The sequence below is a fragment of the Hymenobacter nivis genome, from assembly GCF_003149515.1.
Lineage (GTDB): Bacteria > Bacteroidota > Bacteroidia > Cytophagales > Hymenobacteraceae > Hymenobacter > Hymenobacter nivis.
The window spans coordinates 1,015,827-1,041,378 of the sequence record NZ_CP029145.1 but is presented as its reverse complement, the minus strand read 5'-3'; the positions used below and the strand labels follow the sequence as shown (position 1 = coordinate 1,041,378).

At 51.8% G+C, this 25,552-nt stretch carries 19 protein-coding genes; 11 read left to right on the top strand and 8 right to left on the bottom strand.

What is annotated here, in order from left to right; all coding sequences use genetic code 11:
* Positions 1-58: 58 nt before the first annotated feature.
* Both DDQ68_RS04505 and DDQ68_RS04500 read left to right on the top strand, forming a co-directional pair.
* Positions 59-877, top strand: coding sequence for a hypothetical protein (locus DDQ68_RS04505; RefSeq protein ID WP_109655223.1), 819 nt, complete (start codon positions 59-61; stop codon positions 875-877).
* Between the two features lie 19 nt (positions 878-896).
* Positions 897-1,436 carry a type II toxin-antitoxin system VapC family toxin gene (locus DDQ68_RS04500; protein WP_109655221.1) on the top strand — a complete coding sequence of 180 codons (540 nt, stop codon included), beginning with the start codon at positions 897-899 and terminating at the stop codon, positions 1,434-1,436.
* 360 nt (positions 1,437-1,796) lie between these two features.
* Here DDQ68_RS04500 and DDQ68_RS04495 read toward each other — a convergent pair whose 3' ends face one another.
* Together DDQ68_RS04495 and DDQ68_RS22545 are read right to left on the bottom strand one after the other, a co-directional pair.
* Positions 1,797-2,117: a hypothetical protein gene (locus DDQ68_RS04495; RefSeq protein ID WP_109655219.1), complete on the bottom strand. Its 321-nt coding sequence runs from the start codon at positions 2,115-2,117 to the stop codon at positions 1,797-1,799.
* Between the two features lie 149 nt (positions 2,118-2,266).
* Entirely contained in the window at positions 2,267-2,995 is a 729-nt protein-coding gene (locus DDQ68_RS22545; RefSeq protein ID WP_162549835.1) for a transglutaminase-like domain-containing protein, read from the bottom strand.
* Positions 2,996-3,687: 692 nt separating this feature from the next.
* On the opposite strand from DDQ68_RS22545, the gene DDQ68_RS22540 reads away from it, so the two are divergent.
* Genes DDQ68_RS22540 through DDQ68_RS22535 form a run of 5 tightly spaced genes read left to right on the top strand, consistent with a single transcriptional unit; the run spans position 3,688 to position 15,572 of the window.
* Positions 3,688-6,675, top strand: coding sequence for a hypothetical protein (locus DDQ68_RS22540; protein ID WP_162549834.1), 2,988 nt, complete (start codon positions 3,688-3,690; stop codon positions 6,673-6,675).
* 60 nt (positions 6,676-6,735) lie between these two features.
* Positions 6,736-12,984 carry a DEAD/DEAH box helicase gene (locus tag DDQ68_RS04475; protein ID WP_109655211.1) on the top strand — a complete coding sequence of 2,083 codons (6,249 nt, stop codon included), beginning with the start codon at positions 6,736-6,738 and terminating at the stop codon, positions 12,982-12,984.
* On the top strand, positions 12,981-14,057 hold the full coding sequence (locus DDQ68_RS04470; RefSeq protein WP_109655209.1) for a RecB family exonuclease: 1,077 nt from the start codon (positions 12,981-12,983) through the stop codon (positions 14,055-14,057). Before DDQ68_RS04475 ends, DDQ68_RS04470 begins: the two co-directional genes overlap by 4 nt.
* A 4-nt stretch (positions 14,058-14,061) precedes the next feature.
* Positions 14,062-15,225 carry a DNA cytosine methyltransferase gene (locus DDQ68_RS04465; RefSeq protein WP_109655207.1) on the top strand — a complete coding sequence of 388 codons (1,164 nt, stop codon included), beginning with the start codon at positions 14,062-14,064 and terminating at the stop codon, positions 15,223-15,225.
* A gap of 41 nt (positions 15,226-15,266) precedes the next feature.
* Positions 15,267-15,572 (top strand): hypothetical protein, encoded by a 306-nt coding sequence (locus tag DDQ68_RS22535; RefSeq protein ID WP_162549833.1) that lies wholly within the window; start codon positions 15,267-15,269, stop codon positions 15,570-15,572.
* Between the two features lie 55 nt (positions 15,573-15,627).
* On the opposite strand, the gene DDQ68_RS04460 is transcribed toward DDQ68_RS22535, so the two are convergent.
* Entirely contained in the window at positions 15,628-16,032 is a 405-nt protein-coding gene (locus DDQ68_RS04460) for a very short patch repair endonuclease (protein WP_245897416.1), read from the bottom strand.
* Positions 16,033-16,199: 167 nt separating this feature from the next.
* Between DDQ68_RS04460 and DDQ68_RS04455 the strand changes: the two genes are divergently transcribed.
* Together DDQ68_RS04455 and DDQ68_RS04450 are read left to right on the top strand one after the other, a co-directional pair.
* A complete protein-coding gene (locus DDQ68_RS04455) occupies positions 16,200-17,330 on the top strand; it encodes a DNA cytosine methyltransferase (protein ID WP_211320226.1) in 1,131 nt (376 codons plus the stop codon).
* The gene (locus DDQ68_RS04450) at positions 17,327-19,117 is read left to right on the top strand and encodes an ATP-dependent nuclease (RefSeq protein WP_109655206.1); all 1,791 of its coding nucleotides are present in this window, start codon (positions 17,327-17,329) and stop codon (positions 19,115-19,117) included. Before DDQ68_RS04455 ends, DDQ68_RS04450 begins: the two co-directional genes overlap by 4 nt.
* Positions 19,118-19,328: 211 nt before the next feature.
* Here DDQ68_RS04450 and DDQ68_RS04445 read toward each other — a convergent pair whose 3' ends face one another.
* Together DDQ68_RS04445 and DDQ68_RS04440 are read right to left on the bottom strand one after the other, a co-directional pair.
* Positions 19,329-20,030, bottom strand: a complete 702-nt coding sequence (locus DDQ68_RS04445) for a DNA/RNA non-specific endonuclease (RefSeq protein WP_342767435.1) — start codon at positions 20,028-20,030, stop codon at positions 19,329-19,331.
* A 222-nt stretch (positions 20,031-20,252) separates the two neighbouring features.
* A complete protein-coding gene (locus DDQ68_RS04440) occupies positions 20,253-21,239 on the bottom strand; it encodes a GIY-YIG nuclease family protein (RefSeq protein WP_109655204.1) in 987 nt (328 codons plus the stop codon).
* 292 nt (positions 21,240-21,531) lie between these two features.
* On the opposite strand from DDQ68_RS04440, the gene DDQ68_RS04435 reads away from it, so the two are divergent.
* Entirely contained in the window at positions 21,532-22,272 is a 741-nt protein-coding gene (locus DDQ68_RS04435) for a hypothetical protein (RefSeq protein WP_162549832.1), read from the top strand.
* 98 nt (positions 22,273-22,370) lie between these two features.
* On the opposite strand, the gene DDQ68_RS04430 is transcribed toward DDQ68_RS04435, so the two are convergent.
* A complete protein-coding gene (locus tag DDQ68_RS04430) occupies positions 22,371-22,757 on the bottom strand; it encodes a hypothetical protein (protein WP_109655200.1) in 387 nt (128 codons plus the stop codon).
* A 282-nt stretch (positions 22,758-23,039) separates the two neighbouring features.
* Here DDQ68_RS04430 and DDQ68_RS04425 point away from each other — a divergent pair, with 282 nt between their 5' ends.
* Positions 23,040-23,585, top strand: coding sequence for a murein L,D-transpeptidase catalytic domain-containing protein (locus tag DDQ68_RS04425; protein ID WP_109655198.1), 546 nt, complete (start codon positions 23,040-23,042; stop codon positions 23,583-23,585).
* Positions 23,586-23,833: 248 nt separating this feature from the next.
* Here the strand turns inward: DDQ68_RS04425 and DDQ68_RS04420 are convergent, their stop codons facing one another.
* The gene (locus DDQ68_RS04420; protein ID WP_109655196.1) at positions 23,834-24,442 is read right to left on the bottom strand and encodes a hypothetical protein; all 609 of its coding nucleotides are present in this window, start codon (positions 24,440-24,442) and stop codon (positions 23,834-23,836) included.
* Positions 24,443-24,651: 209 nt separating this feature from the next.
* Entirely contained in the window at positions 24,652-25,497 is an 846-nt protein-coding gene (locus tag DDQ68_RS04415; protein ID WP_162549831.1) for a hypothetical protein, read from the bottom strand.
* Positions 25,498-25,552: the final 55 nt, after the last annotated feature.

Genomic DNA, 25,552 nt, shown 5'->3' with positions numbered 1-25,552 from the left:
GGGTGGCACCGTATCTTCGCCCCCCTTCAACTGGCTGCCATGAGCAGCACCCCGATTGATGACCGCGCGTACCGAATTGGTATTTAAGCTTAAAGGGCAGCGTAACGGCTCGCCCATTAGTCCCGATACGTGGGACGTGGCAGAGCTTAAGCGATTCATCGGTGAGGTCGAGGACCTGTTGCGTCCGGAAACGACCACTGCCGCTGAGCGTGCCGAAGAGCCGATTACCCTGCGCTACGAGGAGGGGTCCGCGCAACTGCGCACTCGCTCGTCCCGGTCGCGGCAGGAGCGGGCGCTGCGCCTGGTGCAGGCGCTACGTCCCCTGCGTACCCAGGACGCGGAGGGCAACACGGTGGTAGGAGTGCAGCTAGAAGCACTACTGCCGAAGCAGCGCCGCGTGATACACACCTGGTTTCAGCAGGCGCAGGCTTATGGGGACGTGTACCAGGTGCTTGACCCCCAGCACGGGGACCAGCCCCTGTTGATCATTGACCGCTACACGACCTTGGTCGAAGCAGCGGAAGATTTGTGGCTGCCCACCGAACTGTACCTCAGCGGACGTATCCTGTCGCTGGGCGGGGTCAACAAAACCGGGCTCACCATTGAGGTAGGGCAAAACCATTACAAAGTAGCCGCCAGCGAACAGCAACTCGCGCAGCAGGAAGCCAACCTCGTCTATCATGAAGTGGTCATGCGAGTGAAGGCAGAGCGTCAGTATAAATCGGGGGATTTGCGAAATCTGGAATTGGGACAGTTCGTGAAGTACGCCCCTACGTTTGATAAAGACAGCCACGCCAACGCCACCCGCGCGGTTTCCAAGGCATTTGCTGGCATTGATAGCCTAACGGACTGGGTTTCCCAACTCCGAGGTGAATAGTTCGCCCCCGTCGTAGCACATGGCTAAGAGTGTCCCTGCCCCAGTTGCCGTTGACAAGTCGATTCTGCTTGACACCGGATTTTTGATTACGGTCTTTGACGACCAGCGCCCCAACCACGCCACCGCGCTCGCCCTCTACCAATTCCTCATCGAACACGGATTTTTACTATTCCTGTCGAGCATAGTGGTGGCGGAGTTCTGCACCCGGGGGGATATCAAGCAATTGCCGCTCGGTAACTTTCTACCCTTGGGTTTCGACATCTTTGACGGAGCGCTCGCGGGTAAGCTCAATTTTAGCACGTTCATGAAGCCTGGGGGCGACCGAGACCGTGCCAGCGTCAAGGACGACGTGAAGCTTTTGGCGCAGATGCTGCAACGTAACGTTCCCTACTTTGCCACGGAGGACGGACCCTTCACCAAGAAAATAGGCGACGAGTTTCGCGGCATCACCCCGATTCTGGCATCGGACCCGGTAACCAAGCACTTCGCCGTGCACCGCACCGCCAGTGGCACGGTGGTAAGCCGGGCTATTATACCGGGACAACAGTCGCTGTTTTAAGACTACACGGGGTGATGAAGACCTGCCCGGCGCGGTTTCATTAGCCGCAACATCAATTCGGGTCACTTCACCGAATCCGACCTGTTATCCATGTTGGGGAGTAAGGACTACAGCCAACTCAAGAAGTACATTAAGATTGAATCCGCCGCACTGGCAGTGAAAGCCGAAAACAGTAAGAGGAAACCCGCTTAGGTTTAATAATGATTGGACACCATGTTTCAAAATAAATTTCTTAAATAAAAGAACCGTGAAAGATGGTGTCCACAAGGCTGCCTACGGACGCAAAAAAAACCCACAGCAGGACCGTGGGTTTTCAGAATTGACAACATGATGGTCACCCACCAAGTTGACGTAAAGGTACTAGGATTGCAGGGCTGCTATGACGGCTGCGAGCTCTACTTGGCGCTGACCGCGTCCGTACGCTGCCAAATCCATGCGGTTATCGGGGACAAAGGAGGGCAACTCGCTGAGCTTCGCGTACACGGCGGGCTCCACGGCAAACCCGTCGCTTTCGGTGGCGTCATCCCCGTTGGGTTCCACGCTGGCAACGCCCAAATTGTTGTCGCCCAACAAGACGACCTCGGTCCATAGACCGGGGTACTCCCCATCGGCAACCAACCGCTGGTTTTCGGTTTCATAATTTTTCAGGCGGGCAACGGTTTCATCGGCGCTCAGGCTCATCGGGGATGGGGGTTAGTGAGCTCCAAACCTACCACGAAAATACCTATTTATCGCCATTCATTCTCCCGCATTTTTAGGCGCTACAAACGACGCGGGTAGCTTGTCGAGGTCCCAGCACCAGAAAATAGGATAGCTGCCGGTTGAGGCGCTTAAACTGCTTGAGAATGCGCAGGGCTTCGTCGTCGGAGAACTTGTTGGCGTAATGCGTGCGTTGGAACTCGTTCGGGTCCAGTAAGAAATCGTACGTCGGGTAGAGCGGGTCGTAGCACAACACGTCCAGATTTCCCCACTGCCCGTTGATTTTTACCAGATTCCACGCGTGCTCCCCCGGTTTCGACCCCGGCACCGTGCCCTTGAACCAACCGGTCGCCACCACCGCCCTGAGGTGGGCTTTCTGCGCCAGTTCGCAGTAAAAGGTTGGCGTAGCCTTGGCAAATGCTTTTGCGGTACAGCAGCACCTCCAATGGATTCAAGCGAATCAGGTGGCGCTTGGCGGGCGTGTACTGGTTTTTGTCGTACTTCAGGTTGGTTGCCATCCACACGTATAGTACCCACGCCTTTAGCTTTTCGTCCTTAAAGGGCTGCGTCAGGTAGGTGGCGAGCTGCTGCGGGGATGCCACGGCAAACGGCAGCGGCTTCTTGGCAAAAGCTGCCGCCGCCGATGTTGTTTGTGCGACCCGCACGACGGGGACGCGTTTCTCTACCGAGCGGTGGGCTAGCAACTCCTTGGTCAAGGAGTCGTTGGCTAAGTCAGTCGGCAGTGTGTCAATCTTATCTAAGGGCAGCACCTCGTACTGCGCCACGGTCAGCATTTGGGATTTGCATACCAGCGGGGCAAGCGCCAGTAACAGAGGCAGGTAGAGGCGTATAGAAAACATCGTTTGGCGGGGGTACACTGCAATTTGTGCCTCTTTTGCCGCGATTCACCATAAAAAAGTTACGAAAAAGGGACGTCTGAATGCCTAGGGAACGAGCCGTATACGATATATAGTATAAACAACCTGAGTAAATGCTAGAGGAGGTCAGGCACTACGTTGAAGCCGAAAGCCGCGAGGAATACGTGACGCGCAAGCAAATCGCCACCAGATATAATATTTCCCTAAGCTGCTTGCAACGCCGACTGCACAGGTCAGGGCTGTAGCTTGATCGAATTGAAAACTTAACAACGCGTGTAGGAGTGCGAGCTAGCGTAAATAGTGTGCTCGAAACTAATTTGATGGCTTCATCGAATGTGTCGTTTATATGTTCACTAAGCACTACCCTGGCGATGATTGGCATCGAGTTGTCGCGCCGGATCCTTATCTTCCACACCCTTATCTGCTCGCCGCAGTTCCTGCCCTTGTTGTGATCATCTCTACCAACAACTTCGGGTTACTCCACTTCCTCTACGGCGGTTTGATAGCGCTCTACTCCCTGATAATGTTGCTGATGCACTACGCTTAGCCAGAGTGAACAGCATCTTTACGCGGGTTGCCGAGTCTCTTGCCGGCTCACTATGACGTGGTCCACATCAACTCCATCAAAGTCTAAGGACGGAGACGTACCTTAATCTACTTCTGATTAAAAAAATATGCACTATATAGAATGGAATAATATAGTTGCTAACTATTTATTCAAACCTTCTCGCAAAGGGCAAGAAGTCTTTTTATGTATATCGGAAGATGACTTAGTGAAAGCGGTAATTATAGCCGCTGACAATCTTACTGCATCACAGTCACTGCGGCTGCTTGCTCCAATGTCTAGAGAGGAGGTTTTGGCGGATTTTTGGCGTGCGCTGAAACGGGGACCTATGTTTTGGGGAACGCCACTGACCGATGGGCAGCAGAGCTTTTTCATGGGAGATGATGTATCCGACTTGGTTATTCGCTCAGCCCCAAGAAACCCTGCTGAATATGCCAAATATACTTGGCATGATTGGCGCAAAGCTCAGCCTATCATGGGGTCGCCAGGTGCTAGGGCTATAAAGTATCAGGACCGGAAAATACGGATTTCTGCCCCGTTACACATGCTTTACTTACTGAGCTTCACGCTCCCGCTTGGGGCAGTGGGGGCTGAGGACTCTAATAAATACTACGACGCTTGGAATAAATTCTATCTTGCTCCCACTAGGAATCTAATCAGTAGTAATGCTAAACTATCTTCATCCGCACTTAGGGGAATAGGGGAGGGTACATGGGCTGAAATGTGGGATGAAATAGGTAGGTGGAGCAAGGATGACCTCGCGGGCGAACGGGGTACCTTGGTTGTGAGACAGTTTACAAATCCTAATTGGAAGTATGTTGGCATACCCCTATCTCAGTGTCTACTACCCCCAGTTTGCTTACGACGATTGGACCGCCAGTTTTATAAATGGGATTTTACGGCACAGGCTGCATCACGCATCTCGTCGGAAGCATTGAAAGCGTGCTTGTTGGATATAGGTGCAGTATTGCCCAGTCGTACACGCGATATTTTAGCGGGTACTGCTTACCCAGAAGTCCGGGATGCAGTTATCGAGCAAGTACGTGGGCGCTTGCGCCTCTACAATGGTTTAGTGCGGGTAGAAAGAACCGATACCCAGATTAGTAAAAGCCGTTCCCATTCAGGGGAGGTACTTGAAGCAGCCATTGGGGAACTGGTCTTATTCGCCAAAATCGGGTTTGGAAAGCCTACATTCTATCATAGGCTGCAGCCAAATGCCGAAGCGGAGGCAAAACTTGATTTGGTATATAGAGGCGTACATTACCCCTGTGAGGTAGGGGCAGCTTGGTCTGCACGTTTAGATAATGTCCCAATACAGGCTAGCGGTGTAGTACTTGAGGATAAGTTGCGGCGATGGAAAGCAGTTGCCCACTTACAAGAAGTACAGTTCTTTGCACCTGCAAGTAACATGGTCGGTTTACCCGACTACGTGGCAGTAGACGAGCCAGAACTAGGGGAAATGTTAGTTCTCTGTCAACCTGTGCATATTGAAAAACTCCGCCCGTGGCTTGCGAACTGTGGGAATGTTTCACAGGATATGCCACTTGTAGCTGGTGAAGCCACTGGCTACTGGTATGTGAAAATGCAGTTCGAGCGAATATGCGCCGTACCGCATGGGCTGCCAATCAGCATTAGGACTGAAAAAAGTATTGAGGCGGTAGGAGGACTGCTAGTAGGGCGTGGTGATTACCTGGCAGATGCTATGCCTTTATTTAAAGTTAGTAGCTCAATATCTCAAGCGGAGTTGTGGGTGAGTTACCCAGTAGATTCAAGTAAGCAGCTATTGACCCCGGTTATAGGTAAGCCGGGTTTTTGGAAGTTGCCGCTTGATTTACGCCTGGATGAACCTTTCGTCGTGGAAACGAACGACAGCATGGTTACCTCGCGCCAATTGCGAGCATGGCGAGCACTGTTGCCGACAATGGGCAAATGCCCAGATGTGTACCGGGGACTATTGTTAGAAGATTGTCCTGAACCAGATAAGTCAACCGAGTTCGTTAATGGACTTGGCATTGAAGTTCCAGAATCCGAAAAATACAAGGCATCGCAGCGCTTTAGGATTATCTACAACCACTATTTCAGCGGGAGCTCCACCAGGGATACCACACCGTCATCGTCAAAAATCACTCCGGTTGCTTTTTCAGAAGCCGACCGGATGCTATACTTATTGTCTGCCCGTGGGAAGCTTGAGCGCGAAAGTTTCCGCGAAGCCTTTGGCAGCCTGCGCCCAGAGGCGGGTAACGAATGGCGGTTTGCTATGCGGTGGTTTGGTCAACTTGGTCATGCCGCCTACCGGTACGAGCGCGGGCGGGACATTCTCACGGTGTTGCCTCCAACGTTATCGTTACTTCCCGGACGGGGTGATGGGGGCAGCAGGTTCCTGTTAACCGGCATGAGGCTCCCTGGCATGGTAGCAGAACTGGCGCAGTTGAAGTCGGAGTGCGTCAGCGTCTACAGCATAAGGCAACACGCAGCCAATGACCATCTCCTATTGCCTGACGCGGTTATTCTGGAAGGAGCGACCAGTGACATCCAAAATATCGCAAAAGAATTGGGTTTCCGTTTTCAAAGCTGGATGCCGACAACGGCGCAATGGATGCTGCTTGGAGGTGGACTTAGCCACTACAAGGCGAGTATGATTAAGGCTGACATTAGTACGCTGCCACCCCCGGAATCACCACATCGATACTTCGACCCTGATCTTCTGGCAATGAAGCCAGTACAGATAGAGCTTGGCGGGGTACTACCTTATTGCCGGGATAAAGGTGCCTTGGTAGAATACGAAATGCGCCGTGGGCAAGAGCGATTTCGACTTTGGCTGGACGGAATACCTTATATGGTTGAGCCTGCTTGGGGAAGATATATCATTCTCGAACGGCATAAGCGCCGCGCACTCCAAGTACGTGGCAATAAGCTCCTAGTGCCAGCTAGCGCACAATTACCAGGCGGCATCGGATTGGCTGCTAGTTTGTTAGATGGATTAGTGCCTGACCTGCAACGAATTGACGGGAGACTCTACCATGAGTACCCAGCCACTGCCCAGGCTATGCTCAAAAACGAACTTCGCGAATTGCTGAGCCAAGAGCCTGTAAGCTAGGGCACCTGCCCAGCTAAGGCATTATCACCTCGGCACCTACCCTTACACACCCAGTCTTACATGCCGACATCTACCGACCTCATTGACCCAGTTGGTGCATTTGATACCATTCGAGACAACTTCATACTATACATTCAAACAGCCTTCCGTACAAAATTTCAGTATTTGGAAGATGCGCGTAAAGACCTGCTTCTACAAGACCGGGTCATGTATCGCGAGCCATGGGCTGAGCCCCTGCCCGAATACCTGTCGAGTGACATGCAAGTGTCAGAATTGACAAGTGAGGATGTGAGCAGAGCTTTGAATGACGAGGAGCTTGAGGCATTTAAGTCGTTAATAAAAGTTGGGCTGATGCCCGAAGTCCCCGGAAAGCGACGTGAACTCTACGCGCACCAAGCCGAGATGCTGCGTCGAGCATTGGAAGGTGAGCGCTGCGTCATTACTTCTGGTACTGGTTCTGGCAAAACAGAGTCTTTTCTACTCCCACTGCTTGCCCAGATATGCCGTGAACTAGTTGGCTGGACACCACCACGCGCTTCCTTCCCAGAAGCTAATACTTGGTGGAATGCCAATAGTGGGGTGAGAGATAACAGGGTCGTGCAGCCTGGCGCTTCGCACACGGGGCTCTGCGAAGAGTATCAACAACGGGGAAACGAAACCCGTCCCGCTGCTATGCGGGCGTTACTCCTTTACCCAATGAATGCGCTAGTTGAAGACCAACTTACCCGGTTGCGCCTTGCTCTCGACTCCACCGAGGTAACGAAATGGCTTACCTCGTCCGGTAGTCCGGCTAAGGGCAACCGCATCACATTTGGGCGCTATACAAGCGAAACCCCAGTTGCAGGCGAGTTGCTAAAAGATGGAGAAGCTAATCTGGCGAAGGTTAGCAAGCTTCGGGAGCGTTTGCAGAATTTGACCGAAAATGAGCTACGCATAAATGACTATGCTCGTCAGGAGGGGCTATCCGAGGAAGAAACAAGAGAATTGTTAGCTTTTTTCCCGAAAGCAGACGGTGCTGAGATGCGGAGTCGGTTTGACATGCAGGAGTCCCCTCCTGACATACTCATCACAAACTTCTCTATGCTTGGCATCATGTTGATGCGCGAGGTAGACGAGCCAATTTTTGAGAAAACAAAAAAATGGTTACGGGGTGATGACCTTGAGGGGATAGCGGATGAAACAAAGAAAGAGGAGCTAAAAAAGCGCATCTTCCACTTAGTAGTAGACGAATTGCACCTATACCGTGGAACTGCGGGGACCGAAGTAGCATGTCTGCTCAGGCTGGTATTGGACCGTTTAGGGCTAAATCCCACACATCCTCAGCTTCGCATACTTGCGAGCAGTGCTTCGTTGGAACCTGAAATTGATGGTGCCCCGGAAGGTAAAAGCACTCAGTTCCTACGCGACTTTTTCGGCGTAGTAGACCCCGCGCAAAATTTTTCCATTATCACGGGTAAAACAAAGGTTATAGAAGCGCCTACGCCTAATGCTGGCTCACTACCATGGCAGCCCTTCGAGGAGCTAGCTAACTCATGGAATGAGGGTGACCCCGCGACGTTAGTCGCTAAGCTGGCAGCCGCCCTTCTTCCAGGTGGAGATGGTAAGTTAATGAGCGCATTCTGCCACTGGCAGCTACGAGAGCGGTTATACATTGCTTGTCGTGATGGGGCTGGAGCGTATCGGGCTGTGCCAGTGGCGTCCCCACCATTTCCTGCACTTGGTCATAAAGACACATTAACGCCGCTGACAGTAAGCCTGTTTGGTGACCAGGATGGAGTAATCCCCGAAAGGCTGCGACAAGCTGTGCGTGGGATGTTTATCGCACGGGGCTTGCTGGGCGATGTAGACCTTCCCCGCTTCAGATTTCATTATTTTTTCCGAAATATTGAAGGGTTGTGGGCTGGGTTGCAGCAGGCGGATGCCCTGCACAAAAACTCCTTAGCAGTACTCTTGCCCCAGCCGGAGCTGCGCACCCATGATAACCAACACGTTCTTGAGCTGCTGTACTGTGAAAAATGTGGGACGACATTCCTGGGTGGTAGTCGCCTGAGATTACCTAATGGGCAAGGATTCCAAATGTTATCGGTTAGCCCCGAGATTGAGGGAATACCAGAAAAGGGTGCAGACACGACAGTCGAGCGACGTTCCTACCGGGACTATGCGGTTTTCTGGCTTGAAGCAGGTCAACGTTACACACCTCATGAGCGTGTTCGTAGTGAGTCCTGGGGAAGTACGATACCTTGGTGGAGGCAGCCTAAAAACGAATCCAATGATGGGCAGGGGTGGCAAAATAAATCAGAATGGCATGATGCCTGCCTGAACAGCCGCTCAGGTCTTGTGGTCGAAGGCAGGCATAATGAGAATAAACCGGACTGGATTCCCGGACGAATTTTCAAGGTGAAAGCTGATGGAACACCGATTACCCCGGAGTTGGAAAGTCAGTTGAGGGGGCTGCCGGGGGTGTGCCCAGGGTGTGGAGCTAACCACGTACCATACGGCAATAATGACTCATTTTCAGGGCGTATGAGCCCAGTGCGAGGGTTTCGGACTGGTTTTGCCCAGACTAGCCAGACCTATGCCAAAGAGCTGTTGCTACAACTGGTGCCCGACGAGAAAAGACGGAAACTGGTAGTGTTTTCGGATAGCCGGGAGGACGCGGCACGGGTAGCAGATGGCATAGAAAAAACCCATTTCAGCGACTTGACCCGTGAAGTGCTAGCTGACTACTTGATGCGAGAATTACCCGCCTTGGGACTTTTGCATGAGGCCCTGTTTAAAAAGCTGGATAAAGAAGGATACGCTCAATTAGCAACTCTGTATCCTAAATCTGCTTCGCTGCTTAATAAATTGACCGAATTGGACGATGATGATTTATTAGAAATGCAAAAGCAGTCGCCAGAACTCGCGGCAGCCTATTTGTATATGGCTAATATTATCGACGATAGCCAAAGCAAAGTGCCCGGTGATAAACGGCGCTTGGCAAGGGAAGAAATCGAGCACGTTCAACGTAAGCTGACACCTATAGCGGCGCTGATTTCTGGACTTGAAAAATCTGGTAAGGGGTTTTTGTTGCGGGGGCTTCTCCAATTAGGTGTCAACCCAGGCGGCTACAAGCTGGACAATCAACGTGCCCAATCTAATGCAGGTGGTGAATCGGTACCTTGGTACCAAGCCGTCAATTTCGATAATGAAGTCCCTTACTTGCGAGACGACTATACCAATCAGGAAGCCCTTTTAGCTAAAGGGCTTGAGCGTACCGTTGGTGAACTACTGTTTAAAAGACTATTCTACTCACTTGAGGCATCCGGACTGGGGCTGGCTATCCCACCACTAAACCAACTATCCCCTTTAGCCAATAAATTAAAAGGGACTACCCTTGAAGACCGGGAGATAGAAGTAGCCGCCGCATTTATAAGGGTGCTGGGCGACAGCTACATGTACACGCCTGGTGAATATGAAAAACCGGACTCGATTTCGGGCTGGAACGAGTTGCCTTCCAAAGTGCGCAGGTACCTTAAAAAGGTAGCCGAGGTACACGGGCTGAACGAGGACGAATTGGGTAGGGCTTTATTTGCCGCATTGCGACCCGATAATCAAAACCAAGCGGACAACCGCAACATATTAGACTCTAGAGCCCACGTAGTAATCCGCAGATTATGGCTACAAGGGATGGGTTCATCTAGCCCAGCATGGATATGCGCCAACTGCCAACGCCCGCACTTGCATTTGGCAGCCAATGTTTGCACCAATTGCCGCAAACCACTTAGCGATAATCAGAAGTCCAATTGTGCAGCGTTGTGGAGCCGAAACTATCTGGCTTATCATGCTGCCGTTGAACACCGTGCCCCAATCCGACTTCACTGTGAAGAACTTACAGGTCAAACTGACAACCAGTTCGAGCGCCAGCGGCACTTCCGTAACGTTGTGCTGCCAGACGAGGGACCGGGCAAGGTGCGCCGTATCGACCTGCTGAGCGTAACAACCACGCTAGAAGTCGGGGTCGATATCGGTTCCTTGCAGGCTGTGATGATGGCGAACATGCCCCCGCAACGCTTCAATTATCAGCAACGGGTCGGACGGGCTGGACGCCGTGGGCAAGCCTACGCAGTCACCCTCACCTTTTGCCGAGGGCGAAGCCACGACGAATTTTATTTCTCTCATCCCGAACGGATTACCGGTGACCCGCCCCCAATCCCCTTCCTCGCAATGGACCAAGACCGGATTGTGCGCCGCGTCTTAGTAAAAGCGCTGTTACAGGCGGCATTCCAAGAGTTGAATATTACCGGCAACAATATGCTTGGCTCATTTGGGGGGCTAGGCGAGTGGAGTAATAATTGGTTTCATGCAAAGGCTTGGTTGCAGGGTGCTGACGGGCAACGACTGGCTTCAAGATTACTAGAGCAGTTGGTGCCAGGGGCAGCCCCAGCGGCAGTTGCAAGGCGGGCTCATATGCTGGCTTGGATGCTGGATAACGGACTGGAAGGAATGGATGCCAAAGTGAATGGCACCGCCACGTCGGTTACGGTACCGGGCGTTGACCCTGCTGAAAAGCTGGCGAGAGGGGGTGTGCTGCCCATGTTCGGGATGCCCTCCGATGTCAGGAATCTTCACTTGGACGTTCGCCGTGCTAATGGCAACGAGCGCCACTGGGAGTTCCCGTGCATCGACCGCTCCCTTGACATGGCGATATACGAGTTTGCGCCGGGAGCTCAGAAATTGAAGGACAAGACGGTACAACTAGCAGTGGGGTTCACCGCCCCCCTGATGGAGAAGCGTGAGGGAAGATTTTATAATCCTTCAATAGCCCCAGACCCCTTGGACACGTCCCAACCCGGAAAACCCTTCGAACTGGACATGTGGATGAGTAACTGCACAGTTTGCTTGCATTGTAAGACCTACAAAGTCAAGCCTGCGCCAGACCCCGTGTCATTGGAGATAGTATGCCCGCAGTGCGGCGTCACTTTATCCGAAGATGGGGACGGAAACAAGCCACCAACTCTCTTCCGTATTTGCACTCCAGCAGCATTCCGCACTGCTTACACGGGTGGACGCGATGAGCGGAGTCAAACGCAAGCATTTTTCACACGCCCCCCGCTGGTAGCTGAGCGTAGTACCGTAGCACCTACATCTGATGTTCTCGGGCGAATGTGGGCTGAACTGGCTGATTCTGATGCTGCGTGGAGACTCAATCGTGGTCCACGGGAACAGTTATTTAGGGGGCGGTTGTACGACAACGTTCGAAATGATTTTCCTTCCAGACCAAATACCAGCCAGTTCCTCAACTCACCCCAGCAATGGCTGGCTGAACCGGCGGAGTTGTGGACTGACCGCGATGAGTGGCAGCGCGGTTACGAGATATCGGCTCGACCAGCACCAACTGCCGATACCCCCCTGGAAAAGCTAGCGTTAGCCGCGCACAAAACCACTGAGATTTTGCGGTTGCGCCCCAACGAGCTACCTGGAAGCCTAAGCCTTGACCCCAATCCGTTGCGTAGCCCACTCGCGGATGGCGTAAAGGCGGCATACTACACCGCTGCTTTTTTACTGCAACGGGTAATAGCAGATAAGCTCGACGTTGACCCCGTTGAGATTGAGGTAGCCGGATTGAGTAGCGTTGCCTTACCCGATGACATATTTGGGCGTCAGGTTGGGGAGCTGATTTTATGTGACAGCCTGCCCAACGGTTCAGGTTTTGTTGCGGAGCTATATAACCTACTGTTGAAGGATGATGCCAATAATTTGCTCCGGCAGGTGCTTTACAAGCGCGAGTTAAAACCCGACGAAAGCATCTGCTATACAGATGTGTTTTTGTTAGATGGTCATAGGACCACCTGTGCCGATGCGTGTTACGACTGCTTAAAGGGGTACCGTAATATGAGCTACCATGCTCTGCTCGATTGGCGGTTAGGGTTGGGATTACTCCGTGTGATGTTTGAAAAAAAACATCATTCGGGAGCAGATGGGTTCTTTGATGCGCCAGAAATTGCTGATTGGCTTGTTCATGCCCACGGGTTGCGGGACCTGTTTTGTAACACGTTTGACCAGATGGAGCCAATCACAATTCAACCCGTGGTTGGTCCTGGACTACCTGGTGTTAAAGTTGACGGTAGCGAAATTCTATTGATAGTGCATCCCTTTTGGAATGTGCTGGACAATAAGGAGGATGGCTGGCTGGCTGATATAGTGGTTGAGGCAAAAGTAATGGCAGCCCTGACAGGAGGTTCAGCCCATTTCATCGATACTTTCAATCTACATCGGCGACAGGGACGTTGCTACGAGTGGCTATTAAACGGGAAGTGCTCACTATGAAGCTCGTTCCCCTAACGTCAATTTCACCTAGCCACTTTGAGGCGTTGAGGAAGTGTGCGCTTCAAGTAGTGCTGGAACGCACATTTCCTCAAGGGGGGCTTCCGCCTACGGTCTACATGCTGGTAGGGACATTGATTCACCGTGTTGCCGAGCAGGCGTTTAAAGAATCGCCTGCCAACCAAGTCGAACTAGAGCGAATTTGGCTGCGGGTAGCGGATGATTTTGAAGCTCAGCTTTCAAAAAGGGCATCAACAGCGCCTATAGCGCCTCTACGTTATTCGGTCCCAAACTTTGCTGTCCGTCGAGCCCTTTTCCTGCGCACATGGAAATACCGAACTCCGTCCCACGAGCATAAAAATGACTGTTCCACTCAAGGTGGAGCGGAAAAGGTGCTAGCTGACGATACAGGGCAAGTAAGTGGCAAAGCTGATTTAATACTACGCACCTCATCTGGGTGGGTAATTAAGGATTTTAAATCGGGTCAAGTAATTGATAGCGTAACTGGTGAAATAAAGCCAGAGTACGCAAGCCAGCTTAAATTATACGCGGCGCTCTACAAGCACACTTATAAGGAGTTTCCTAGCAAGCTGCTCTTGGTGGACGCGACGGGTGAAGAAATAGAGGTTCCATTTACCCCAGAGGAATGTGTAGGCTTACTAACCGAAGCACGGCAGTTACTGGCTGCTGTAAACCAAGGGGTAGCTGACGGTCAAGTTGAGCAATTAGCAACCCCTACACCCGAGCAATGCGGTTGGTGTAGGTCCAGGGCAATGTGCCCGGTTTACATAGGGCAAATACGCCTCGACCCTGATAGTGCACCCTCTGACCTCATGGGGGCACTCGTCTCGCATAAAATATTTGGTGACCGCCTGCAACTCGTCCTTGAATTGGGCAGTACCAGGCGGCAGCTCATGTCTGTTGGCATCGTTAGTAAGAGGTTGTCTGCCCAGCTTACATCCATCACAGGGGGCGAAATCTTGGTATGTAACGCAAGACCTGCTGCCAACCGACTTACTTTTACTGCAACCGATATTACGTGCGCCGTGCCCGTAGGGGGCTGTGGCGTTAGTTAAGTATATGATTCAATTAGTTGCATCTGGTAAGCTTTCGACCATCCCAGTTCTTTCCTTCTTTACCGGTGGTGGCTTTCTGGACATGGGTTTTGAAAAAGCAGGGTACTCCATTGTCTGGACCAATGAGATGCATCCGGGTTTCGTACAATTCTATGAGCATGGCATAACTGCGTGGAGGCGCGATAGAGGCTGCGCTAAACCAGAGGCAAAAATTAGTTCGCCAGCTCAATTGAGTGACCTGGGCGGACCTGCGAGTATCTTGAAAAGTGTATTCCCCGGTGGTAAGCACGAATTATTTGGCATCATCGGGGGACCCCCATGCCAGGACTTTAGTATTGCTGGGTTAAGGGCTGGCTTTGAGGGTAATCGTGGCAGTTTGACCCACGAGTATTGCCGACACATTTTAGAGATGCATCCAGCATTTTTTGTAATGGAGAACGTCACTGGACTGCTCCAGAAGAATCACCGGGCTACTTTCGACAAGTTACGTGAAAGCATGGGAGCAGCCTATTTAACAGATTTCGCCAAGCTCAATGCCCTGGATTATGGTGTGCCACAAAGCCGGGAGCGACTTTTTTTTATAGGGCTACGACGTGATTTGGTGACAAAGGAACTCACGGACGACCAACGTAAACTGGCGCCTGCGAATAACTGGGCAGGATGGACAACCGAGCAACATCCTACTCATCGGGGAAAAAGAAAAAGTTGCAAGTGGGCTACCATAGAATTGCCAGGCGCGGTACCTGAAGTACCAACCTGTGAAACAGTCAAGGCACTATCTATTAACAATTGCTTGGTGCCTACTGAAGAAGAAGCCTCAACCCATAATGCCCGTGACCGCTTCAAGTTAAATTCCCAAAAAGCAATAAGCACACCAGAAGGGATGGTAGGAAACCGCTGTTTCAAGCGGCTGCACCGTTATCGATTTAGTCCCACTGCTTGTTATGGTAATAACGAAGTACACTTACACCCGTGGTTGCCCCAACGGTTATCCGTGCGCGAAGTGCTGCGTATTCAAGGCGTAGACGAAAGTTATATCCTACCCGAAGGTCCCTCATTAACCACGAAGTTTAAGATGATAGGAAACGGTGTGCCAGTGCCAATGGCGCTAGGCGTAGCAACTACCATGCGTAGACTATTGGATGAATACTGCGGTTTAAAGTTATAATTTGCTCCTATGTGGGATACAACGCAGTCTATTTATTGCCCATGTACGCTACCCTCTACGTTCCGCAGCAACCACCCCAACTTATAACCACTCAGGGGCTGGTTTTACCTGACGCAATAACTAAATTAGTGAGCATACCCGAGCGGGTGCCTCTGTTGTTAAATTGTGCACCAGGGTTAGTAGATATACTTGCAAGTGACACAGGTTACGTTGCTTACTCAATATTTGACCACGAAGGACAAATAAACCATTCGGCAATGGTGGCATTGTCTGAATTGACCGGAGTGAGATTTGGATACGATGAAGACGAAACTCTATGCGGGACAATTTTGATTGTGCAGGAGTAACAGAAGCTAATACACTTGATTTCAGGCTGGCATTGAGCAGCCTCTTAGCTTCGTGCTAGTTGACGAATTGGGCAGCCTCTGGAGGACTCGTTAGCTCGTTGACCAAAGCAACAAGGGTCGCCTCTCTGGTAAGTGGCTTCAGCTCACACTCCCAAACCGTTATCACCCTCCACCCCAGTGCGACAAGCTCCGATTGCTGCCGCAGGTCGTTGGCAACATTTCGCCCGATTTTATTCATCCAGAAGTCAGTTCTGGTTTTTGGCACTACAAAGTACCGGCAACCTTCATGGCAGTGCCAGAAACAGCCGTGTACGAATACCACGGTGCAGAGCTTAGGAAACACTAGGTCGGGCTTACCGGGAAGCGTGGCAGTGTGCAGGCGGTAACGGAATCCATGCCTGTGCAAGTACTGACGAACAAGGAGCTCAGGCTTGGTATCCTTGCTCCTGATTCGGGACATGTTATAACTGCGCACCGAAGGTGAGTGAACATCTGCCATGAAATTTTCAACATGCTCCATGCTGGAAAGGTGCTGTAGGTAAGCCTCCTGCCAATAGGAAGGATAACGCTCTTCGGTCCGAACCCCGATGCTTTCAGGTTGGGTCTGCGTGAACCATTGCCTTAAGCGTGGAAACTTGCTATATCTTAGCCTCTGAAATCCAGAAAAAAAGCAAGGTGCCCAAAAAAGTTAAATACAAAGCAGTCGATTTTTTCTGTGGAGCAGGAGGCATGACCAATGGTTTCCGGAAAGCCGGAGTGAACGTCATCGCCGGGGTTGATTTTGACCACGACTGCAGGAAGACTTACGAGGATAACAACGTCGGCTCCAAGTTCATACTGGCAGATATCAAGACGCTCACTTTTCGTGAGTTCACAAAACAGACAAAAATCAGGGTCGGGGATGACCACTTGATATTCATCGGTTGCAGCCCTTGCCAGTACTGGAGTAAGATTAAAACAGACAAGAAGAAGTCAGAAGAATCCAAAAACTTGCTTAATGACTTCAGAAGATTTGTTGACCATTACAACCCGGGCACAGTTGTAATTGAAAACGTCCCGGGTATTCTTACCAAGAAAGTGGAGAGCCCGCTGGACGATTTTCTGGCTTTTTTGTCAACCAAAGGCTATCACTTCGATAAAAAGGTAATCAACGCCATGAACTATGGCGTGCCGCAAACGCGCCGACGATTCCTACTAATCGCTTCAAGAGTAAACAAGGCAGTAAAGCTTCCGGCACCCGCTGCATCTCCTGCCAGCGTGGTATTCGATTTCATCTCAGAGGGGCATGGGTTCCCTGTTCTCGCTGCGGGTGCAAAAGATGAGACCTCAGCACTGCACATAACAGCAGGTTTGTCCGACCTGAACCTGCTTAGGATACAGTCTACGCCAAAAGACGGTGGGACACGACTTTCTTATGTCGACGATGTGGCGCTGGCAATACCCTCACAGTTTCAGGACACGGAAGCATTCACTGACACGTACGGTAGGCTGCGCTGGAATGCTCCCGCACCAACCATTACTACAAAGTTTATCAGTCTGTCCAACGGAAGGTTTGGTCATCCAGACCAGGACAGAGCATTGTCACTGCGGGAGGGCGCTACACTCCAGACGTTTGACAGGAACTACTCTTTCTATGGCTCCAGCATTGCAGCCAAGGCACGTCAAATCGGCAATGCTGTTCCTCCTTTTCTCGCTGAGCAGATTGCCCGCTCTATTATTTCTCCCCAAACAGCCGAGGTGACGGCTTCACTAGTATGAGCAAAGCGGCAAAAATAAAAGCGTTGATTAATAGTATTCATCGCGCTCATGCCGCAAACCAATTCCCAAATTACATTGAGTATATAAGGTTCCCTCATTTCAAGAACCTGCTGGATAACACCAGAATTGACTTCTCTTTTCCGCTTACGGTTTTAACCGGGTTAAATGGCTCTGGTAAAAGCTCCGCGCTTCATGCAATTTATGGAGCCCCCAAGAACCGGAGCACTGGCAGATTCTGGTTTTCAACGCTTGTTGACCCGATTCAGCAGGAATCGAATGCACCCAACTGTTTTGTCTACGGGTACAAGAGTGCCGCTGGAGGAATTTTCGAAGTTCTCAAGTCACGTATCGGCACTTCGAAAGGTGCTGACTATTGGGAGCCGTCTCGCCCTATTGCCGCCTATGGTATGACACTACTGCCCGGGGGAAAGCGCCGACCTGCAATTGAGAAGAAGGTTGTATATCTTGATTTCAGAGCCGAGTTGAGTGCGTTCGACCAGTTCTTTTATTTCGGGCAATTCTCCATAACGTCGACACTTAGAAGCAAGCAGGACGTTCTGAGGAAGTATTCCAAATATGTTAAAAGCGCCATCGACACGGGTACCGTCGTCTCGGTCCGTAACCGAAAAAACAGTGTCCCGGTGACACTTACTGCCGCTGAAATAGCGACTGTAGCTAAGATTCTGGGTAAGACTTACGATGCCTGCGTTTTGCTTGTCCACAATTTTTATGGTAGCGGTGGACTGACTGCATATTTCAAAACCAATGCTCTTAGCTACTCGGAAGCCTACGCCGGCAGGGGCGAGTATGCTGTTGTAAAGCTGGTGCATGAAGTCAGTAAAGTCCCTAATAACAGCCTCATTATATTGGATGAGCCGGAGGTTTCGCTGCATCCTGGAGCGCAGGAAGAACTTAAGATTTTCCTGCTTGAGACCCTGCTCGCAAAGAAATTGCAGATAGTTATATCAACACACTCTCCGAAATTCGTTGAATTTCTGCCCGATAACGCAATCAAAATATTCCTGCAGGACCCGTCTGGAAAATTTATCGTGCAGAACTCAAGCCATTATCTTGAGGCGTTCCAAAGCATCGGTATGGAGCTGCATGAGGATGACAAATACATTGTGATTGTTGAGGACATCACCGCCAAAACCATCGTTGAAAAGGTGCTGACCAGTATGGGGACTGACTACGCCCTGCTGTTTCGGGTCATTTATTATCCCGGGGGGTCGGAGGAAATCTATAAGAGGGCGGTCACCTACTCCGAGGAAAATGAAAAGCATAAATTCATCCTGCTGGACGGCGACAAACGCAAAGCGGTTCCTGACCCGTCATCCTTCGGGGTTGCCGATGCCAAAGACTTCAGTTTTCTGGAGCGCACGCTAAAAGACGCGACGAACATAGGTTTTGAAAAACTTGGTTTCCGAATAAACGGAACAGGAAAAACCGGGGATGTAGCGCAAAAAATTGCTTCATCGAACACTTACCTCGCCTATCTATCTACTAACCTTGGCTACCTGCCCGGGCGCATTTCTGAAGAAATGCTTTGGGATGAAGCCTACGTTACAAGGAAAATCACTGAGGAAGGTGGAACCGTCCCGGCATTCACCACCGATTACAAGCGCAACATAATGATGTTCGCTAATGGTCTATTCGGGGATGACCTTCCTGATTCAACAGCATCAGCCAAGAAGTTGCTCATAAACGAGATGATTAAAAGCCGCAACAGTTCTTACGTAGAACTTGCCGGAACCCTGAAATCATTCAAGGATTCTATCCCTGACTAGAACCCGATTCCAAGCCTGACATAGCTGTTGCGGTTGAAATCTATTGAGTGGGACCGGGATCGACCCGCGTTTCAATGGCATTTTGTATACCATTTGGAAGCGCTGACAGCAGTTCCAATCCGGTCGCCTGTTCAACCGCGTCGACGCTGGTGCGGTAGTTCCCCCAATCGTTGTTCAGCCCGTTGTCATTTGGGGTGTTGATGGCAATGAATCAGGTGCTGCTAGTGACGCGACCCACATCGTTTGCCCCTACGGGAAGCACCACGATGACCTTCCATATACGATTGGGAACGGCGACCCGACCATTGTCCAAGGTTGTTTGGTAGCCGTTCGTGCCTGTTCCCCCATTGCCGTAGCTGCCGCATACCACGTAAAGCTCGTTACCGGCAGCCACCAGCGTACGGCAGTAGTCTTCGAGCTTCGCCCACGTCTGCTGATTGTTTTGCGGCGCTTGCGGGACCATGTTGGTCATCAGAAACGTCGCCGAGTTGTCCGCCACCGTGCTGGTCCGGTCCCCACTCGGGCAGTTGTGCCCCCGGTCAAAGCCCGAGCCGGAATAGCTGGAAGCGGTGACCCGGTACCATCCGGAAGGCAAGGTATTGTCTGCTCGAAAATCATCCTGCCGCGAAGCAGTGCCCAGCCACGCCGCGCTGAGGTGCCAACTCACCCAGTTGGGGATGCCGCGGTCACGATGGTAAGAGAGCGCGTATTGGGGCTTTAGGAGTAAATAGTTCGTAGGCTGGTTTACGTCCGTCGTCGCGCCGCTGGGGTTGCCCAGTGCCAGGTGGTCGTCGCGGGTCGCCATGGTGCTGTCCGCGGCGGGGGTAGGGATTTCGTCGTGGGAGCACCCGACCAGCCAAGTGACGAGCAACGTGCTGAGTACCGCACGGAAGAACAATTGGGAAATAAACATTGAAAAAACAGGGAAGGAGCCGCGGGCAATACTTTTGAACCGGTTTAGCAGCTTGATTAAGCTTAAGAGTTAAGGATGCTTTGCGGCATATCCACGTTGTTGAATTGCTTAATTTTTCTCCAAGCTTGTAAAAACTATATTTTGGAGGCGCTGCATTTGCGCAGGTTCGGCAGCAAAGGTCGTGGAGTAATTCCGGGCAATGCCTTCTTTCCACGAGTAGAGTTAAGCAGGTTTTAGTAACTCCTCCGCAAAATCCATGCAATGGGATACCCGGTTCATATTGGTGCCTTTGCGCATCAGCCGCAGGTTGTGCAAGCGAACCGCTTTGCGGAATGCAGGCAAACGCACCAAGCGCGTGAAGTCTGCGGCTGATACCCCCAGCCGCAGTTGGTCGTTGCCCCCGGTGCGGTAGAAGTGGTCATCGAACCTCGCGGAGGAACATTGTTGTCGAATCATTGCCATGCCGCTGATGCCGTTGTTCAGTTCCATGAGCGGGGTCTTCGCTAGCTGGAACCAGTACTCCAACGACTTCTTTCCGTTCGCCAGGGTCGTTCGGAAGACGGTGAAAACTTCCTGCTGGTAGATGTTTAGCCTCAGAACGATGGTGTCCTCCTTGTGCGGCTTCAACGGAAAGCAGGTCACCGACCAGAAGGCGTACTCGGTCTTGACCGGTGCGGGCACCCCGGCGTGGACGTATTGTTTGCACGCGGCAAGCAACGCTACGTAAAATGGCTGCTGCGTAAGCTGTTGGAAGCACTGCCGGTAGCGGTAGTTGGCTTGCAGTTCCTCGTTAAGATACTTCTCTCCGCTCAGGTCGTTATAGGTAACCTCGCGCAGGAAACGCGCGGCAACCTCGGGTACCACCAGCTTGTCCACGTCGCGCTCCATGATGAGGTCTTCCATCTCGTCGATGTTGCGCAGGCGCACCCGCGACTTAAAGAACGCAATCTCGGCGCTTTCGACCCGCTTCAGCAGTGCATCTTCCACGGGTTTAAAGCTCAGGCTCACGATGTCCGTGTGCGTGCGGCGGTGCTGTACGTACCGCCGGACCACATTCTTCGCTAATCCTACGTAGTACTCCTCGTTGGCGAAGTGCAGGATGTGAATGCCGCACGTGGCGGAGCCAGCGAAAAGGGCGGCAATGGATGGTCGCCCCGCTACATCGTGCCGCAGCGAAAAGCCCCGTTCCAGTAACCACTCACTCAGCATAGCACCTTTGAATTAGGGAAGGACGAGATGAAGTCGCATTGACTCGCTAGGCACGCGTTAAGTGTGCTGAACCATTTGATGAATAATTTGAATGTTTACCACAGGCGCTCAACCACTTTTGTGCGTCTCGTTGGAGGTGGTTCACTAAGTACAAACATAATCGCAGGGGATTTCTTTGCCGTCGCTGTATGTTAGCCATTGTTTTTACTTGACAATTTTAATATTAGTAAGATTTCAATTAAATATTATCTGTAATCATGCCAAGCATTCTTAATATTCATTTATCCCCCGTGTGTCAACTGTGGAACTAGCGCAATTTACTGAACTGGACAACGCCTTAAGCGCGCGGTTTCACGCCGACATGGGCGACCCGCATAATGAGCGGTCCGTGATTTATGATGGTGCCGTTAATGCCGGGCGTTATCTGCAATCATCCATTAAAATGGCTTGGCTACTGAAAGAGCCCTACGACGAAGCGAATGGCAAAGGCGGCGGGTGGACTTTTACTGGACTTTTTGATAGAGACGACCTTTACAACAGCACCTTTAAAATGCCGCATAAGGTAACTTGGCACCCTATTATTTACGCGACGTTCGGTATTATAAACGGGTTTACGCGGTGGGACGATATGCCTTTTATTCGTCATCAGCCGCTCATGTGTGATGTCGTGCGCAGCATAGCTATCGTGAATGCACAAAAACTGCCCGCGCTGGGCATGACCAGAACCCAGTTTTCCCATATTGCGGATTCCTACAATAAGCACAAGGACTTATTACACGAGCAAATCAATTTGCTTAGTCCCGATATTTTCGTCTTTGCTAATACCTTTTGGCTTTACCAACGCGCCTTGGGTTTAGAAGGAGTGGAGCCGCAACGGAAGGCAAGTATTGCCTATTACATGAAGGATGGCAAGCTGTACATTGACGCTTACCATCCGGCTCAAACGAAGGTAAAACGTCAGGTTTACGTAGATGACATCGTAGAAGCAGCCGAGGAGTGGTATGCGCTTCGCAGTAGTTATCCCCTTCACTAAATTGGGTTATTCATCGGCTCGAAAAGCTCGCAACTTTTGGGGTCTGGCAGCGGATACGTGCTCACAACGGTGCACAGCCCGAAAAAGGCGAGCCCAGCCTAGTACTTAATCCAAAGGCTCATCCCGACGAAGCCCCAACTTATAACCAGTCGCGTGATAAGCTGGGGGCGGCTCCCGTAGACAACTTTCTTTTCCATAGGAATGGCGCGTACCACCGCATTTAGCCGCCGCACGTACCGACTAGACGCGGCTTGGCAGCCAAGCTGTGCTATTCGTTCTCTATTTTTCATTAATAACGCGTTATCAAACTGAATGGAGCCCACTGGAAAACGGGTCGTATCCTCGAAGAAGCTCGACTGGACCTTGTCTACGGCAAGCGGGCGCACTTGCCACCGGTAGGCGTGCAGCCGTAGCCCCTCGTAGCCGTGGGCGCCGGGCGAGTAGCCCACGGCACCCTGCTCAAAAAAGGCGGAAGCCGCCGCCAAGGAAGGAAAGATGGAGTCCGGCGCAAAGTCTGTGGTTTTCTTCGCCTCTACCCGGATAGTAGTGTTGTCGGAGCTGGTGAAGCTGACGTCGTATGCACCCGACGCCTCCCGGACTTGGAACGTTGCCAGGTGGTGCGTGCCCGGAAACAGCCGCCCCCCCCGCGAGGGCGTTCAGCCGCAACGACCGCCCGTTGCAAAGCCGAGTGGTTTGCTATCCCGCTTCACGTTGAGTTGGCTATTGGTGCCGCGAATAATCCTTCCTGCTTGCTATACAGCTCCTTTATGAAGAAAGCGCTCTTGCTACTGCTCCTGGGTGGATTGCTCGCCCTAGTTTGGTACAGCACGCACGCTTCGCTAGACCCCGCCCTGTTAAGGCAAGCAAAAAAGGAGTACGGTGCTCAACAGGCGAAGCTCGCCAACACCCGGTTCATCACAATCATCGATTTTCGGAAAAGCATTTGTCAAAAACGGCTTTTTGTGTACGATGTTAAAAGTCAATCCGTTGTCTTGTCCACTAGGGTTGCCCACGCTTTCCGGTCGGGCTTGCTCTACCCCACAAAATTCTCCAACGAGGAGGGCAGTGAGTTAAGTTGCTACGGGACCTTCCTGACCGATAAAGTCCCGTACACGGGGCGTTTTGGGCGCGCCTTGCGCGTGGATGGCATCACGGCGGGGGTCAACACGAATGCCCGTAGTAGAGCCATCGTCTTTCACGCGGACCCCGGCTTCTATAATTTCTCGTTGGCGTGCTTCATGACGAGCAAAGCCGTGAACGAGCGCCTGATTGCTATGATTAAAGGACGCTCCCTGGTCGTGGTGTACAAGTAGCAAGTTGGCGAAAAGTGTTCCTATATATCCTGGGACAAACGTACTGACCCTGTCAAAGGGGAACCGGTTTGCCCAGGCTACCCGCTGTTAGGCGGGGCGGCGGTCCGTTAGGCGCTGGTGCGCTGCTCGTGCTGGGTACAGCATGACGACGTTCGCCTCACAAAATGCCCCAGCGGTACGAAAGCGTAGTTGGGCAACGGACAGATGAGGTAGCAAATCGTCGGCGCTCGCTACCTCGCCACTTCTCTTCAGTTGTCGCTGAGACGGGGGAAGCTTAGGACGTTGCTCCAGTGCATTGCATCGCGTAGGGTGCGGTATTCTTCGTCGGAAACGACGTGTCGTTCCCGAAGCTCCTGCAAGCGCCCCAGGCGCGCCGCATAGGGCAGGTGCGCGTCGAGGGCGGCGTACCGGGCTTTGTGGTAGTCGCGCATCGCCTGGTGAACGGCGGCAATAAACAGGGCAACGCGGGGCGCATCGGGGCGGGTGGCAAGCAGTTCCAGCGTGCGTGCTCCCCCCGTCAGGTGGACCACGTCTTTGTTGCGGTGGAAGAAGGCGAACCCCGTGAGTGCCGAGAAGAACAGCAGCGCCCCCAGCCAAAAAAGCTGTTGCTTGAACGGCTCGTGGTGGCGGACGGACGTGACCAAGAGCCACACGTACAGCCCGTCGAAGACCAAAAAGCAGTAGAACGGCAGGTTAGCGGACTTGACCCGCTGCCGGACCGTGTCAAACCCCAGGTCGTCAAACTGGAGTGTGTAGTCCAGCTCTTCCCGCAGGTTTTTGGTCTGTACCCGTAAGCCGGTGGGGGTAATGCGTACGGTTTTAATCGAGGTCAGCGTTTTTTGTAAGAGTTGCTCCATAAGTAGTGATAAGTGTGGTTTGGGGTATCAATTGATGAGTTGAGTGCTCGGATTTTATCGTGTCACGGCTTGCGTGAAGTCCCATTTCTAGAAGTAAAATAGTTCTGAATCACGGCTTCGAAAGGGTAGCGCTACCCGATGCCCTGGTTCAGGCGCTTCGTCCGATGCCGTTCACCGTGCACAGGGAGGGGAAAATAGAACAGGCGACTCTAATCAGCAGTGCCTGATAAACGCTTAACCAATGCCCTCCCTTCCACTGTGGACATCGTAATTCTGTCAGCAGGCACTTTAATCTCCCGTAGCTGCTTTCGGCTCCATTTGGATGCTACCCACACAATTTGACGGTTGCGAGCCAGTAGGTTTCGAAACAGGGGATAGAACATGGTGCCCATTCCTTCGAAATTGGTCATGTCGACAAGAATAGAACGGTCGGAGGGAAGCTCATGCATAAATTTAGTTAACGCCTGCTCCTCGTTGGCAGATAGACCCCCGTACATTCTGACCTCAAATGGGCGGAGGCTGGTAATCTTGCAAGGCAGTCCAAAGTCGAAGTACTGCTCCAACGACTCGAAATATTCCTGCTCCTTCTGCGTGGTGAACTTGCGTTCGCACAGTTTCAAGACCGCCTCGACCAACTGGTGCTCCTGAGGAGCCGAGCGCTTCCGAGGGGACCAGAACTTAAACTTATTCGAGGCACTGTCTTTTGAAATCGTATTGTAGACGGTGATGCCATCGGTGCCTGTTTGTTCTTTGGTAACCAGCTTCAGCACCGGTACACTGTCGAGCTTGGCAAAGAAGAACGTGAGGTCGGCGTTGGATAAACGGGCGCTATCCAGTAGGATAGTTTTTTGAGTAGCGCCCCGGTCATCGTAGGCACGTAGGTTGACGCGATTGGTTAAGCCCCGGGCGACAATCGTGATGGTGCACGGCGGCATAAAAGAAGGATAATATTCGCCTTGGTAGCTAAAGGAGTAAGTCTTTTCTACTGGCTTGGCTTCTTTTGAACAAGCAGCTACTAAAAGGGAACCGAGCAGAAGTACGGAACAAGGTTTCATGGCAGTGCTTGCTGGCGAGGGGCTTACTTTAAACTAGTAGTTCTAATCTGTTGCA

Excerpts from the sequence above, each read along its gene's own strand:
- DDQ68_RS04505 (WP_109655223.1), top strand. The coding sequence starts at position 59 with ATGACCGCGCGTACCGAATTGGTATTTAAGCTTAAAGGGCAGCGTAAC.
- DDQ68_RS04500 (WP_109655221.1), top strand. The coding sequence starts at position 897 with ATGGCTAAGAGTGTCCCTGCCCCAGTTGCCGTTGACAAGTCGATTCTG.
- DDQ68_RS04495 (WP_109655219.1), bottom strand. The coding sequence starts at position 2,117 with ATGAGCCTGAGCGCCGATGAAACCGTTGCCCGCCTGAAAAATTATGAA.
- DDQ68_RS22545 (WP_162549835.1), bottom strand. The coding sequence starts at position 2,995 with ATGTTTTCTATACGCCTCTACCTGCCTCTGTTACTGGCGCTTGCCCCG.
- DDQ68_RS22540 (WP_162549834.1), top strand. The coding sequence starts at position 3,688 with ATGCACTATATAGAATGGAATAATATAGTTGCTAACTATTTATTCAAA.
- DDQ68_RS04475 (WP_109655211.1), top strand. The coding sequence starts at position 6,736 with ATGCCGACATCTACCGACCTCATTGACCCAGTTGGTGCATTTGATACC.
- DDQ68_RS04470 (WP_109655209.1), top strand. The coding sequence starts at position 12,981 with ATGAAGCTCGTTCCCCTAACGTCAATTTCACCTAGCCACTTTGAGGCG.
- DDQ68_RS04465 (WP_109655207.1), top strand. The coding sequence starts at position 14,062 with ATGATTCAATTAGTTGCATCTGGTAAGCTTTCGACCATCCCAGTTCTT.
- DDQ68_RS22535 (WP_162549833.1), top strand. The coding sequence starts at position 15,267 with ATGTACGCTACCCTCTACGTTCCGCAGCAACCACCCCAACTTATAACC.
- DDQ68_RS04460 (WP_245897416.1), bottom strand. The coding sequence starts at position 16,032 with ATGTCCCGAATCAGGAGCAAGGATACCAAGCCTGAGCTCCTTGTTCGT.
- DDQ68_RS04450 (WP_109655206.1), top strand. The coding sequence starts at position 17,327 with ATGAGCAAAGCGGCAAAAATAAAAGCGTTGATTAATAGTATTCATCGC.
- DDQ68_RS04445 (WP_342767435.1), bottom strand. The coding sequence starts at position 20,030 with ATGTTTATTTCCCAATTGTTCTTCCGTGCGGTACTCAGCACGTTGCTC.
- DDQ68_RS04440 (WP_109655204.1), bottom strand. The coding sequence starts at position 21,239 with ATGCTGAGTGAGTGGTTACTGGAACGGGGCTTTTCGCTGCGGCACGAT.
- DDQ68_RS04425 (WP_109655198.1), top strand. The coding sequence starts at position 23,040 with ATGAAGAAAGCGCTCTTGCTACTGCTCCTGGGTGGATTGCTCGCCCTA.
- DDQ68_RS04420 (WP_109655196.1), bottom strand. The coding sequence starts at position 24,442 with ATGGAGCAACTCTTACAAAAAACGCTGACCTCGATTAAAACCGTACGC.
- DDQ68_RS04415 (WP_162549831.1), bottom strand. The coding sequence starts at position 25,497 with ATGAAACCTTGTTCCGTACTTCTGCTCGGTTCCCTTTTAGTAGCTGCT.